The following is a 13,887-nucleotide window of genomic DNA, read 5'->3' as shown; positions in this document are numbered from 1 at the left end:
TGGATCCGTATGCCTATTTAAGTGATGTGCTGAAAAGGCTGCCGACACACAAAGTGACCCAAATTGAAGAATTGCTGCCGCACTGCTGGAAACCTGAATCGAATTAAAAATTGGTATGGGATTCAGCGGACGCTTACTAGCCAACTCAAACTGACGCGTGATGAAAATGATCAGCATCATCTGATCCCAACGGCATGGATTGGTGAAGTCAAAGATGACAAAATAGTTCTGATTAAAAATTCAGAAGAAGTTAAGCAACAATGGCAAGCTATTTAGATTATTCTAAAATAAAGAGTACGACTAGATTTTGGTCGTACTCTTTTATTTCTTTATAAGTAATTTCAAAGAAGCGCGAATTCGTCGCAATGTCCGTGGAATAAAAGGTGTTTCATTTCTTACTTGTAAAAATAGGTAGATGGAATCTATTTGTCATAGACTACATCTATTTTATATAAATTAATAGGTTAGCCTACTATCATTTAAAATTACTTCCTAAGAATGGGAAAATATACTCAACCACTTTTTGAGTAGCCCATAAACCAATCTCTTGGTGATGTTGATGTGGAGCTAAATATGGCATCAATTTGCTAATTTTATGCCCAGTATTTGTAGATATCTGAATTTGCTGCTGTAACAGCAATAATTCGTTTTCTGACAAATAACTAAAATCATTTAGTTCTATAAAGTTTTTTATATATTCTGAATTTACTGGATTAATGCGTCTACTTAAATTAGCACCCGCAATCCAATCATAAATAAAAGTTTTTTCTGCAGCAGAGAAAACTCCAAACATTTTCCCATCCTCTTCATTGATCAGCTTCCAAAATCGGCTATGTTCCGGATCTTCGTTAAGCTTAATCCATCCTATTTTTATTAGCTCAAGAATGAATTCCTCAACCTGATCTTCTTCTGATAGCCATGAATTTACAGACTTATTCTTAAACTTGCATTTCTCATTATGCATGTTCTTTCCAACCAAAGCTTTGCTCTTGAAAATGTCCAGAACCACTCGCTCAGTATTTAGGTTCTTTATTATTTGAACTGAGCTAACTCCCCGATTATTCAATAAAAAGCCTATCTTTAATTTACGAATAAATTCGGATTGATTTGGGTAGCGTTTGGCTAAACATTTAATCGCATTTATAGCTAATTGCGCATGTCCATTATCAAAGTTATCAATTGTAATGTGTAGATTAAAATATTTGGAATCAATACCTAACTCTTTAAGTTCATAATTTGTAATCAGTAAATGAAGTGGTAGTTGTTCATATCCAAAATTAAAACCTGCAATCTCGGGTATAAAGTCTGATGGAGCATAAGCTAAAGCCAATTGTATTGCTGACTGGTGATAGTATTCATCAGGTAAATTCATTGAAAATTGATGAAGACCAAGTGATAGAAGTAATTTATTGAAAAGTTTTACATGGTTACTTTGGCTAGAACCTAATCCCAACTCCTCAACATATATCTGTATAAAGTCTCTAAAAGCTGGATCATTCCAGTACTGCGTAAAGCTATAAAGCCAAGCACCGTCTACACGTTTGGTCGGTGCTACTTTATATAAAAATTCATAAGCTTTACTTATAGTTCCAAAAAACTCCCTTGCACTCCCATTTTCACGCCTTTCTAAGTACTCTTTGTAATTCAAGCATTGTGTTTTATTTTGTTTCTGCATCCAGACTGCCAATTGATCAACATTCGTAGGAAAATCAGAGAAATCACTATCCAAATGAAGTATTTCGTTTTCTAGGAAATGATAAGCTTTCAACTCTTTTGCAGCACGCGACACTGAGGGATCTAAGAAAAATTGTGTTATTTCAAAATATTTATGATGGGCATCGGTTATTAAATTTAAAATTCTCTCTTTTACTGCAGTAGGCATTATAATTCTCTCGCGGTAAATAACTTATACCAACATAATTGACACTTATACTTAATTAATTAACAACTTTGAAAAGAAACGTTAATAAATGTAACCTCAGAATTTATTTAACAACATAATTGAACACCTTAATTCAATATTTATAATTTTTATAAATAAGTAAATTTTTAATATCTGTGATACCCATCACATTATTTCTAAATTTTAATTAATAAATATTAAAAAATAAATCACTTAAAAAGTACTCTCTAGAATCATAAAAAATAACCTTAGCACTAATTAAAAAAATAAAAAACATTTAAATCAAATTCTTAGATAAAATATGCGGGCTTACTTAAGAAAGGTGGATCTAAAACCAGGAAAAATATTTTGGCACATTTGTCTATGTAATATTATATAAAAACAAATTTTCCTCTTAAGTTACCATTAAAAATTAAACATATATTTAACCCCAAATTGGCTGGAAACATCGTAGACCCAATCCTTTATTTGATCTCCTGACATCACTTTAAAATCACGCCAATGATATTTCATTTGCTTCCATATCATCTCAATTCTATTTAATTCAGGACTGTAGGCAGGGATAAAATATAAACGTGTTGAAAATTCATTTTCAAGCAACTCTTGGAAAGCTTTCATCTTTTTACTACGATGAATGGCTTTGTTGCATAAAGATTTAAAAGATAATACTTCTCCAATTAACTCAAATTTAAGGCATAACTTGGGTATGTGGTCGACCTAATTCCGTAAATCTGTTGAGGACTGCTACACGTGCATGAATCTCATTGACTTGGCTTTGAAAGTTTCTCGAACTGAGTTTATCCCCTAATAATTTTATGCAATGCATCTTGGTTTCTACCAAACTTCGGCGATGATAGCCTGACCATTTTTTCCATAGTGTCCTGCCTAAACGTTTAACTGTCCGAAGTAATTCATTTCGCTCTAGCGAGCTGGTCTTTGTATATTTCCAAGGTTTCGCATTTTTTCTTGGTGGAATCACCGCATGCGCTTGTCGGTCTGCGATGACCTGACGGCATTGCTTGGTGTCATAAGCCCCATCAGTATAGACGGAGTCAATCTGTTCTTCTTGTGGAATATGATCCAGTAAATCACCAAGCACCTGTGAATCACTCACATTGTTGGTTGTGAGCTGAATAGCGCGTATTTGAAGGGTTTCAGCATCGATACCAATATGTAATTTACGCCATTGGCGACGATATTCAGGCTGATGTTTTTTACGTTTCCATTCCCCTTCACCTAAAAACTTTAAGGCAGTAGAGTCCACGAGTAGATGGAGACCATTACTGCTTTTTTGATAGTTAATTGCAATATCAATATGCTTTTGTCTTCTACAAATAGCGGAATAATCTGGGGCTGTCCAATCTAATCTACAAAGATGAATAAGACTTTGAACAAAGCCTGTGACCATACGTAAAGACAGACGGAATAGAGATTTAATCATCAGACAGCATTGGATAGCAACATCAGAATAGGTTTGATTTCGACCATGTTTGCCTTTTGGTTGAGCGTACCATTGAGTTTTGGGATCAAACCAAATAGAGATATTTCCTCGATTTATTAATGCTCTATTATAAGAAGACCAATTGATTGTACGATAGATTTTAGGTGTGGGCTTATTCATTTGAGAATTATAATGTTGAATAAGCCTTTAACGGTAGGTTTGTGCAACAAAGCCGGCAACAAATGTCAACAGACTCTAATGTTAACTATTTGTAATAAATAAAATATATATATTCATTAATTATCAATACTCAACACTCCAAACAAAACAAAAGTTAACTAAAAAATTAAAATGTAACATCTTTAATATTTCACAACCATGCAATTATGATAATAATACATCTACCAATTAATTAATGTAGATTAATTCTAAACTTATGAGGTTCAATAAAATGAATAATCAAAATCAACAGAACGATAATCAACGTCAGTAAAACCAACAGCGAAAATAGAATTTAGGTTAATAAAGCAAAAATACTAGAATCCTTTCATTAGTTTAATAGAATTGGAGTTCATTATGACTATCAATGACCATCAAGACGAAAACCCAATCAAGCATGATTGGCGTACAGATTATTCAAACCGCCCATATTACAGCGATATCCAACGAGAACTTCCAGATGTGGATTATGACCGTGATCTTCGTTCAGCTTATGAACTAGGTCAGCATGCCCGCAATGAGCGTGGTACTGATGCACGATTTGAAGATTCTGAAAGTGATTTGAAAGTAAAATGGGAAGAACTAAAGGCTGAATCACGCTTAAAGTGGGAACAAGCCAAACATGCGATTAAAGATGCATGGGACAAAATGTAAGCCAGTATAATAATAATGAGCCTTTTAGGCTCATTATCAGCACATCTAAATAATAGACCTCTTGCGAAAGTATTATTTTTGACTATTTTAGACTTTGATATTTATTTAAAAATCAACGCTTATCACTGATTAAATTTTGACTAACGCAAGAGGTCTAATAATTAAATAGGTGTAAAATGGACTTTATAAAAATACTATTAGCTGATACTACATTTATTTTTGCAGCAGAAATTGTACTTCGTAGTGTCTTCATGTACTTCCTGATTATCTTAGTTTTAAGATTTTCTGGTAAACGTGGTGTTAGGCAACTTTCCATCTTTGAAATCGCAATTATTCTTAGCTTAGGATCTGCTGCTGGCGATGCTATGTTCTATGAAGAAGTTCCTCTCATTCATGCTGTCATCGTTTTTGCAGTAATTATGGCTTTATATCGCTTAACAACTTATTTAATGATGAAATCCGATGCTATTGAGACCGTATTGGAAGGTCGACCAATATACATCGTCAAAAATGGTTTACTGATTGTTGACGATATTAAGCAAGAAAAGTATTCATATGATGAGTTCTTTGCTGAAATGCGCCAAAACAAAATAGAGCATCTTGGACAAGTTAAAATGGCACTGCTTGAGACTGATGGCTGCCTAAGCGTGATTCCATATTCTAAAGAAAATATAAAATGGGGTCTTCCTTTGTTTCCCGATGAATACCAAATCGCAAATCATCACAATGTAGATCACTTTTATTCTTGTATGTTATGTGGCCAAACCCAACGTTTAAATCATTTAAAAGAAGAATGCCCACGCTGTCAAAATACAAAATGGGCTAAATCCTGTTTGTATTGTGAGGAATATTAAAATTAATAAACTTTTGTTTTGACTTAGATTAATTCAATATTATTTAAAATTAATAGTTTAAGCGAACAAAAAATACACATTTCTTTACCTTACTCAAAGAGCAAATGCTTAAAGTTTATGTGGGTATCTTTGATCTAAAAAAGAGTTTTCTGGCAAGTAACTCATATTCGATTGTAAATAACCTATTAAATTGTATAAGCACACGATATCCGTCAACAAATAAGCCATTAACTTACGTGGAAATAAATACTTATTTTCACAATACGTTATAAAGCAAATGTATAAGAGAATGTGATATGAAAGAACCAAATACACCAAAAATCGACCAGCTTTCTGAGGAAGCATACGTGGATCCTATAGGTAAAACTCTTACCACTTCTTTAGGTGTTCCTGTAGCTGATAATCAAAATAGTCTAAAAATTAATGAGAAAGGCTCTACTCTTCTCGAGGACTTTCTTCTAAGGGATAAACTTATTCATTTTGATCGTGAGCGTATTCCAGAACGTGTTGTACATGCTCGAGGGGTCGGTGCTCATGGTTACTTTCAAGCTTATACAGGTAATGAAAAATGGACTAAAGCTAAGTTCCTAACGGACACCAATAATCGAACTCCTATCTTTGTCCGTATTTCTACAGTTCAAGGTGGGCGAGGTTCGGCTGATGTCGTTCGAGATGTACGAGGTTTTTCTATAAAATTTTATACTGAAGAAGGAAATTATGATTTGGTGGGGAATAATATCCCTGTCTTCTTCATTCAGGATGCTATTAAATTTCCGGACTTTGTTCATGCAGTAAAACCAGAAGATGCCAATGAGGTTCCAACTGGTCAATCTGCCCATGATACTTTTTGGGATTTTATTTCTTTAAACACCGAAGCATCACATATGACTACTTGGATAATGTCTGATAGAGCAATTCCAAGAAATCTACGCTCTATACAAGGTTTTGGTGTCCATACATTTAGATTCATTAATAAGAATAATGAAGCATTCTTAGTGAAATTCCATTGGACTCCCAAGCAAGGGGTAGCTCAAGTCGTTTGGGATGAAGCTCTAAAAATTAATGGCAAAGATCCCGATTTTCACAGACGTGATCTCTGGGATGCTATTGAGCGTGGCAATTACCCGGAATGGGAATTAGGTGCACAAATTTTCTCTGAAGAAGATGCAAAACAATGGGACTTTGATGTCTTAGATGCTACAAAATTAATCCCAGAAGAACTTGTACCAGTCACTCCCCTAGGTAAATTTGTTTTAAACAAAAATACTGATGATTTTTTCGCAGAAACAGAACAAGTTGCTTTTAGTCCTGCAAATATTGTCTCAGGTATAGATTTTAGTAACGATCCCCTTTTACAAGGACGGCTATTTAGCTATACCGATACTCACTTACACAGACTAGGTACGGTAAATTTTAATCAAATTCCAATTAACAAACCCGTTTGTCCTTTTCATACGAATAGACGAGGTGGCTATGCTAATCACGAAGTTTATAAAGGAAAGGCAAATTATGAACCTAATTCTGTTGATGAAAATTGGCCAAGAGAATCACCGAATGACAATGGTGCCTTCAAGACACATCCTGAAAAAGTACAAGGCAGCAAACTAAGAGTTCGACCAGAAAGTTTCGCTGATCATTTCTCGCAAGCCACAATGCACTACCATAGTTTGGAAAAATATGAACAACAGCATATTAAGGATGCATATTCTTTTGAATTATCTAAGGTTAAATCGGAAGATATCCGCAGACGTGTAGTTTACGCTGTCTTAGCTAATATTGACTTGGACTTAGCTGAATATGTTGCGAAAGAATTAGGTATTAAAACTCCCCCTAAACAGCAAGATAGTCTGCACCAACCCGTAATTGCATCTTCGAAAAGATTAAGTACCTCATCTTTTCCTGCATCTGATATTAAACAGAGAAAAATTGCCTTGCTCGTTCATGACGGTGTAAATGCTTCATCAATAGATGATATTAAAATATGGGCTGAAGCAGAAAAAGCTATTGTGGAAACTTTAGCATCGAACGCAGCTCCTGTTAAATCTAGTGATGGCAATGAAATACCAGTAGATGGAAGACAAAATGGCGAGCCTTCAGTGACTTATGATGCCGTAATCGTGGTTGATGGGAATAATTTAGAAGTATTTAAGGCTGATGGAGTTTCTAAACATTATGTATTAGAGACATATAAACATCTCAAGCCCATTGTTTTCCTGGGTGATAAATGCGCTTTAATAGATGAGTTTCAGCTAACTAAGGATGCAGCTCTATTCTCTACTCAAAATTTTAAAGAGATCCAAGATCAATTCAAACAAGCTATTCAAAATCACCGTTTGTGGGATAGAGAAAAATTTGTCGCAGCTATTCCAGCATGACTTTATTTGAGCTTAAAAGTAGTGTAAGTATATGATTTCAAAAAGCCCTCATCGAGGGCTTTTTGATCTACTTTTGCTCTTTAAGTGGATTATCAGGCTCTTCATCTGGTTTTTTTGGGGGATAGGGATTCTGATAGGTTTTCTGATCACCCTTGTCATCGTTTGATTCTTTTTGAGGTTTTGATTCTGGATTTTGCTTATTAATCATGTCGGTTCCATCACGTGAAATACTATAATAATAGATATGACATCAGGCTCTATCTATCAATAATAGATATGTTACGCAATACTACCCTGTAAAATAATTAGCACTTTAAGTTTATTATGAATTAATAAAGCTGTTCATCAGTGACCACATCAAATAGATACCTCTAAAAAAAATTTCATTTTCCTCTGTATTTTTCAATAAGAAAATAATTTTAAAACTTCCGCAAATATATTGTTTTAACGATTTTTTTTAAAAGTAATTTATATGGCTCTAGACTAGCAGATTTGCACTTAGTTTTACCTAATGAGGTCCCACAACTCTGTTGCTAGCTCATTAGGCTCCCTCATCCACCGCCATTCTGTTTCTTTAAGATGATAATCAAAATACTCTTTTGATATACCATTGAATTTTACTAGCCTTCTTTTACAAAAGCTCCAGAATGATTCTATTCCATTTATATGACATTGTCCTCTGGCAAATTCATTCGCTCCATGATTTACTCTAAAATGCTTTGAGTAACCAACATCTACCAAATCATTGTATCCATGCCAACCATCACTATAAATTACACTTTCAAGTGCAACTTTACCTAAGATAACTTATTGTAATGTAGTCTTTTTACAATCAGGGACTATTTCTGTATAAACTCGACCATTCCTTTCAAACATTCCAAATACAGGTTGTTTTAAAGTACCTCGACCTCGCTTCAACTTCCCATGAAAACCACGTTGTCTTTTTGCTTTAAAATAGCTCTCATCAACTTAAATAGAACCTACAAACTTTGCTCTTAAATCTGTTTGATGATCGTAGATTGCTTCTCTAAAAAGCATGTAGCAATAGTTGATGGTATTACGGTAAGTTAAGCAATAAGGCCGTTTTAGAAGCAGGAATATCAATGCAAAAGCACTGAATAATTTTTTTAATCTTATAGTGACTTAATTTACTGTTTTCTATCATGATTCTAGACTAACATATCTATTCTGCTAGTCTAGAGCCTTTATATTTATTATTTGATCGACGATCATAAAGAATAAACAGGGATAAGTCTATGTGAGCAAACTTCGAAGTGAGAAGAAAGAATCGTGCATTTCTCCTAGATCCCCCTAAGCCTGATCAATTAAAGTTCCCTGAAGACATATTCCCAAATTACCCCTCACCTTTGATCTTTTCCAATGAAGGCAAGATCGAATGGCGTTCCGTTAATTTTGGGATGATTCCCAAATGGGCCAAGGAAAAGAGTTTCGACAAATACACATACAATGCCCGGACTGAAACAGTCGCTGAAAAACCTAGTACGGTTCAGATTGACTTGTAAGAGATTTTATAAAAGTAACTGTGATCTTGATTAAGTGTATAAATTTGTATAGCAACATCCAGAATAGAAAAATCTCCTCGAACAATAAATATTGAACGGGGGCTTTTATGTCTGATCCGTTTTAAAAAAAATAGAGGCTTAGAACTCTCTTAAGATGGATTGCTTAAAAATTTACGCATCTGTCTATGTCTTCTAGTGAGGCCTAGTACCTCTTTACGCTTAATAATTTCATCTTCAGTAAAAGGCAGATGATTGATAAGCTGCTCAATCACCATAAAACTATTTTCAATTAAGAAACTATCTTGCTCGGTTGTCCAATTTGAGGTTATATGCTCAGATTTTTTAGACTGTCTTTTCATAAAAAGAAATTATACCTAATCATGAGGACTCTTGACTTTCTTCAAGCACTCTCGGCATACACGAATTTCTTTTTGGTCATTGGTGTAATCAATCTCTCTAGCACCATGAAGGCCAAATATACACATTAATAATCTGATCATCTTATTCCTCCTTTAAGTACTTAAAAGCTATATATCTTAGGCATCTATATTTATATGAATTCCTGTAAGACAGCATTTCGAACAACTTTATCGAAGTTCGAATGAAATAAATTTTCAGTAGTTTGACGCTTTGACAATAAACAGAAAATTGCTACCGTACCTATGCTCACCAATGTTAATAATTTCATCATTAATTCCATCCATGTAGAACTTCTGATTCAAACATATCACTGTGATTTGTATTTATCTAACCACCTTCTGATGAATTACTGTTCATAATGTAATCACATTATTATTTATGTAATTGAATTTGTTAAATAATGAAACAATTCGTATCAAACTAGACTGAGTTATTACAACTTATAAATTTAAAGCTTTATGTGCCCATTTCAGAAATTTATGTTTATCGTTGAAATTAGGGACATTCAATAAACTGATATAGGAAACTTCGCCAAAGTTTCCTGAAATTTTATTTGATTCAAGAATTGTAAAATCTTCTTCTTGCCCTACATGTACTTCCCGAAAAAACTCCGTAACTTTCCGATCAAGGTTTAGTGAGGTAAACGCCTCTCTTTCAACTAAAAAGTCATAAATCTGGCTAATCACTCACGTGTGCTTCAAATTTTCTATTCATTTTTTCCGTTCTCATAATTATACCAATCAATAAAAGTTTTATAATATATTTTAAGAATGATTTTTTCTGTTTCCAATCATAAATTGAGACGCAGAAACGTCATCCGCAGTTGTTTGAGGCAGGGCTACCAATTATGGATAATGTTTTTGCAATACATCAATCAATTTGCGGTATTTGTCGAGTTCTGCAGATGACAATGGTTTTGCCTACTTTTGCCAAAACAAAAGTAGGTCGAGCCGAAGGCTAGTCCCTAAATACAAACTTTAGATGCCAGACTCCGTCGAAAGACCACTTATATTATATTAATTTCAAAGAATGGTATTATTTTAACAATTGGTTCAATTTAAACTAATTTCTTTTACGGATAAAGACAATAAAAAAACTTACTATCAGGGACAGTTAAATAGATTTTCGCTTAGTCTTTACAAGTAAGATCTCTATTCGTTAAGTAACTTCCCACAATTTAAGCTCAGCATCACGCCAAAAATAATAGACGACACCATCTATGACATACATTTGCTTAATGTATTTTGTTGCTTGAAACGTACCGGGTTTGTCGGAGAGTCAATATTCTGAGAGACTATAGTCAAACCGTTTAATTACCCATACACTCGTTAAAGAAACGAATAAAAAGCTTATCTATTGAGTTAACCAACCATTTTTTCCTTTTTGCTTTTACCAATGCCCACATTTTTTCAATAGGATTAAGGTCAGGACTATAAGGTGGTAACCAAAGTATTTGATGCCAATGTCCATGTTGGAGAGTTTTTCTATATAAAAGTATGATAATCACCTAGCTATTACTTAAATAATCACCCCACCACTGCATCATTTCAGTCCGTTAAAGTAAGTAATCAGCATGATTATAACTGGCACGAGTACGGTTCTTATCAATATGTGAAAGTTGTGCCTCAATCCAATTATCTTGAAACAAACCTGAGTCATTCAAAATGGTACTAAAGGTGGAATTTAATCCATGAGAGGATAATTGATGTTTTCCATAGCCCATCTTACGAATAGCCATATTTAATGTATTGAAATGAATCGGTTGATTGTGTTTCCGAGGGCTTGCAAAAATATATTTTTCACCGTATGACCATTGCATGACGTCTTTTAAAATCTCTAAAGCCTGATCTGAAAGTGATACTAAAAAGTCTGGAATCTCATGACCTAAAATGACTTTACGTCGAAACTGTTTAATATGCAAGGCAGGAATTTTCCATATTTTTGCATGTAAATCAAAATGATGAGGCTCAGCCAATAACAATTCAGCCCCTCGCACTCCAGTATGTAATTTGAACATTAGTGCTTTTTCAATAATGGGATGGGCATCCAATTTTTGTAAGTTATTCTTAAATTCGGATATTTCCTGCGCTTTTAAATACGGATAGTTCTTCTTAATTTTACTGTTGATTACAATTTTATTTAAACCATGGGCGATATTATATTCACAATAACCCATCGCTACAGCGTAATCATAAATTTGGTTCAAATAGCTACAAGCTTTTTTGACTGGTTCTTTTACTTGGCGCGCCTCTATTTTTTTATTACTGAAACCAAGTCATAGCGCTTGACGTTTTCAAAAGGTGAATCCTGAAGGTCTGGGTAAATATCATGCTGTAAACATCTTTCTGCTAACTGTAGTACACCGCAGCGAGGTAAATCATTAAATGCATTCTTAAGTTTGAACTGTAGCCATTCCTCCCCTACTTTACGAAAAGTAATTACATTAGAAATAGTATCTTTTCAAAACTAAAATTATTGTCTTTAAAATCATCTCTAACTTGTCGTGCCTTTTTCAGTGATAAATCAGGATAAAGCCCTAGCTGAATGCGGCGACGTTTTTTTTATTTGTGGATCTGTATAGCGATAGCACCAAGATTTTCTTCCATTCGGGTCAATCTTCAAGCTAAGTCCATCTTCATCAGATAAAAAACAAGTTTTTTCCTTACAATGAGCTTGGCGAACTTTAATTTCTGTAAGACTCATGAAATTTAAATAAAACCTATCAGAGGATTGATTGGATCAATTATATCAAAAAAGAACGCTTAATATATGATGCGTAACTTACGCATCACATAAATCTTTATATATATGTTTTTTATAATTATTATTTTTATTTTCCATGTTGTAGTAACCAAAAAAGTAACCAATATGAAAATTTGTATTGAATAAGACGATGAATGAATACCGCCAGAAGGGGGTCAATTTTCTATTTGACTAATCTGTATCTTTCATGGGCTTTGTTGCATAAATATTTAAAAATTAAGACTTTCCACATCTATAGCCAAATCCTAAAAACTATAGAACAATAGAGATATGAACCGTACCGAGTTTGTTGGAAACTTTTTATTTAAGTTAGGCCACCTGACCTAACGGGTTAATCTTATCATAGTATATTGCTTCAAAATCAAAAGGTGACACATAACCAAGTGCACTATGTACACGCTCTTTATTGAACCAATCTACCCAATTTAATGTTGCAAGTTGTACATCCACTAAACCTTGCCAATCTGCTTTTAAATATTCAATTACCTCAGTTTTGTATAAACCATTCACCGTTTCAGCCAAGGCATTATCGTATGAATCACCTGTTGTACCAACTGATGCTCGTAAATTTGTTGCCTCTAAACGATTCGTATAGTGAATTGAAAGATATTGAACAGCTCTGTTAGAATGATGAATCAAATTCTTTGGCATGCCTCGGTCATGCAATGCTTGCTCCAGTGCATCGAGCACCATGTCTGTATTCATTCGTGTAGATACTTTCCATCCAACAATTGCTCGTGAGAACACATTAATAATAAAGGCGGTATAGACCCAGCCTGAAGTTTGAATATATGTGAAGTCAGCGACCCATAGTTGGTTTGGATAATCAGCAGTAAAATTACGCTTTACTAAATCATCCGCTCTTTTTTGATCATCTCGGCTACGGGTCGTTTGTTTATTCTTACCTCGCAAAACACCTTTGTATACCTAGCTTTCCCTAGCATATCCGCCATCTTATAGCTTCCTTTTAAAACTCATCGTATTGTTGTTTATTTTGCTGATACTTGATACGTAACATCGCAACAATACATACCACAGGAATAGTTACCCTATATGCTGGTGCTGATAGCTCTTTTGCAACTGCTGGTACATTAGCTACTGCAAGCAATGGATTTACCCTCGTTGCAAGAACTGCGGCCGTATTTAAGCCTGTGAGCAATGTTCCACCTATACCACTCGTAGCCCACCCAACCTTTTTATTCTTTTTTAATGTATTTAACGGCTTAGCTTTCAAAGATGTTAGACCTAAATAGCCTTTTTCTTTCAATATATTGTTCATTTTCTCAATATCATTAAGTGACATCACTTTACCAAATAACTTGCGATGAATTCTTTCTTCTAGCTGCTCAATGGAGGTAGTTTTTTTATGAAAATCTACATCAATTTTATTAGCAACATCTCCCAGGATTTCTTTGTATATTACCCCTTTTCGCCTAACCAGGTTTACGAAAGTATCACCGCCAAATAATTGAATTTCTGCAACAATTGCTTTCCAGCTATTTTTGTAGAGCAGTTCTTCTGTCTCATACATTTTCATATTTGCCAATAACGTTTTTTTTAAGCTTCCAGTCCATTGCTCTGTACCTTCCACATCTTTAATTAATGTATCTGCTAACAATTTTAGATCTTTATAGTCTAAATATTGTAGAAATGCTAAATCAGGGTCTTCAATAAATTTTGCTTCTTTCGCCATTTATTTTCTCTCATCAAAACAGAGTATAATTTTATATAAAAC

Annotated in this window: 10 protein-coding genes and 7 pseudogenes; 6 read left to right on the top strand and 11 right to left on the bottom strand. The window is 34.1% G+C overall.

Annotated features, from left to right (window positions below):
• Both HX129_RS16635 and HX129_RS16630 read left to right on the top strand, forming a co-directional pair.
• A partial coding sequence (locus tag HX129_RS16635) for a transposase domain-containing protein (protein ID WP_286436355.1) occupies window positions 1–107 on the top strand: 107 nt, incomplete at its 5' end.
• A gap of 31 nt (window positions 108–138) precedes the next feature.
• A pseudogene (locus tag HX129_RS16630) lies at window positions 139–276 on the top strand (DUF2171 domain-containing protein); the annotation flags it as partial.
• Between the two features lie 199 nt (window positions 277–475).
• Here HX129_RS16630 and HX129_RS16625 read toward each other — a convergent pair.
• The 3 genes and pseudogenes from HX129_RS16625 to HX129_RS16615 all read right to left on the bottom strand — a co-directional run bounded on the left by HX129_RS16625 (window position 476) and on the right by HX129_RS16615 (window position 3,524).
• Window positions 476–1,882, bottom strand: a complete 1,407-nt coding sequence (locus HX129_RS16625; RefSeq protein WP_286436354.1) for an iron-containing redox enzyme family protein — start codon at window positions 1,880–1,882, stop codon at window positions 476–478.
• Between the two features lie 426 nt (window positions 1,883–2,308).
• A pseudogene (locus HX129_RS16620) lies at window positions 2,309–2,548 on the bottom strand (transposase); the annotation flags it as partial.
• A 43-nt stretch (window positions 2,549–2,591) separates the two neighbouring features.
• Complete coding sequence (locus HX129_RS16615) at window positions 2,592–3,524, bottom strand: IS5 family transposase (protein ID WP_286436352.1); 933 nt, start codon at window positions 3,522–3,524, stop codon at window positions 2,592–2,594.
• Between the two features lie 396 nt (window positions 3,525–3,920).
• Here HX129_RS16615 and HX129_RS16610 point away from each other — a divergent pair, with 396 nt between their 5' ends.
• The 3 genes from HX129_RS16610 (at window position 3,921) to HX129_RS16600 (ending at window position 7,446) form a co-directional block, all read left to right on the top strand.
• Window positions 3,921–4,217 (top strand): hypothetical protein, encoded by a 297-nt coding sequence (locus HX129_RS16610; RefSeq protein ID WP_286436351.1) that lies wholly within the window; start codon window positions 3,921–3,923, stop codon window positions 4,215–4,217.
• 176 nt (window positions 4,218–4,393) lie between these two features.
• On the top strand, window positions 4,394–5,071 hold the full coding sequence (locus HX129_RS16605; protein WP_286436350.1) for a DUF421 domain-containing protein: 678 nt from the start codon (window positions 4,394–4,396) through the stop codon (window positions 5,069–5,071).
• Between the two features lie 296 nt (window positions 5,072–5,367).
• Entirely contained in the window at window positions 5,368–7,446 is a 2,079-nt protein-coding gene (locus HX129_RS16600; RefSeq protein ID WP_286436349.1) for a catalase, read from the top strand.
• A 67-nt stretch (window positions 7,447–7,513) separates the two neighbouring features.
• On the opposite strand, the gene HX129_RS16595 is transcribed toward HX129_RS16600, so the two are convergent.
• A complete protein-coding gene (locus HX129_RS16595) occupies window positions 7,514–7,654 on the bottom strand; it encodes a hypothetical protein (RefSeq protein WP_286436348.1) in 141 nt (46 codons plus the stop codon).
• A gap of 296 nt (window positions 7,655–7,950) precedes the next feature.
• A pseudogene (locus HX129_RS16590) lies at window positions 7,951–8,611 on the bottom strand (IS1595 family transposase).
• A gap of 109 nt (window positions 8,612–8,720) precedes the next feature.
• On the opposite strand from HX129_RS16590, the gene HX129_RS16585 reads away from it, so the two are divergent.
• On the top strand, window positions 8,721–8,969 hold the full coding sequence (locus tag HX129_RS16585) for an SOS response-associated peptidase family protein (protein ID WP_286436347.1): 249 nt from the start codon (window positions 8,721–8,723) through the stop codon (window positions 8,967–8,969).
• A gap of 149 nt (window positions 8,970–9,118) precedes the next feature.
• Here HX129_RS16585 and HX129_RS16580 read toward each other — a convergent pair whose 3' ends face one another.
• The 6 genes and pseudogenes from HX129_RS16580 to HX129_RS16555 all read right to left on the bottom strand — a co-directional run bounded on the left by HX129_RS16580 (window position 9,119) and on the right by HX129_RS16555 (window position 13,845).
• Window positions 9,119–9,328 (bottom strand): hypothetical protein, encoded by a 210-nt coding sequence (locus HX129_RS16580; protein WP_004676710.1) that lies wholly within the window; start codon window positions 9,326–9,328, stop codon window positions 9,119–9,121.
• A gap of 501 nt (window positions 9,329–9,829) precedes the next feature.
• Window positions 9,830–10,103 (bottom strand): annotated as a pseudogene (locus tag HX129_RS16575) (hypothetical protein).
• A gap of 595 nt (window positions 10,104–10,698) precedes the next feature.
• Window positions 10,699–10,866: pseudogene (locus HX129_RS16570) on the bottom strand (transposase); the annotation flags it as partial.
• 78 nt (window positions 10,867–10,944) lie between these two features.
• Window positions 10,945–12,092: pseudogene (locus HX129_RS16565) on the bottom strand (tyrosine-type recombinase/integrase).
• Between the two features lie 369 nt (window positions 12,093–12,461).
• Window positions 12,462–13,073: pseudogene (locus HX129_RS16560) on the bottom strand (IS3 family transposase); the annotation flags it as partial.
• Between the two features lie 46 nt (window positions 13,074–13,119).
• On the bottom strand, window positions 13,120–13,845 hold the full coding sequence (locus HX129_RS16555; protein WP_019384249.1) for a DUF3944 domain-containing protein: 726 nt from the start codon (window positions 13,843–13,845) through the stop codon (window positions 13,120–13,122).
• Window positions 13,846–13,887 lie beyond the last annotated feature (42 nt).

This window comes from Acinetobacter sp. 251-1, from assembly GCF_030329305.1.
In the GTDB taxonomy this organism is placed as follows: Bacteria; Pseudomonadota; Gammaproteobacteria; order Pseudomonadales; family Moraxellaceae; genus Acinetobacter; species Acinetobacter piscicola_A.
This window is presented reverse-complemented; position numbering and strand designations above follow the sequence as displayed.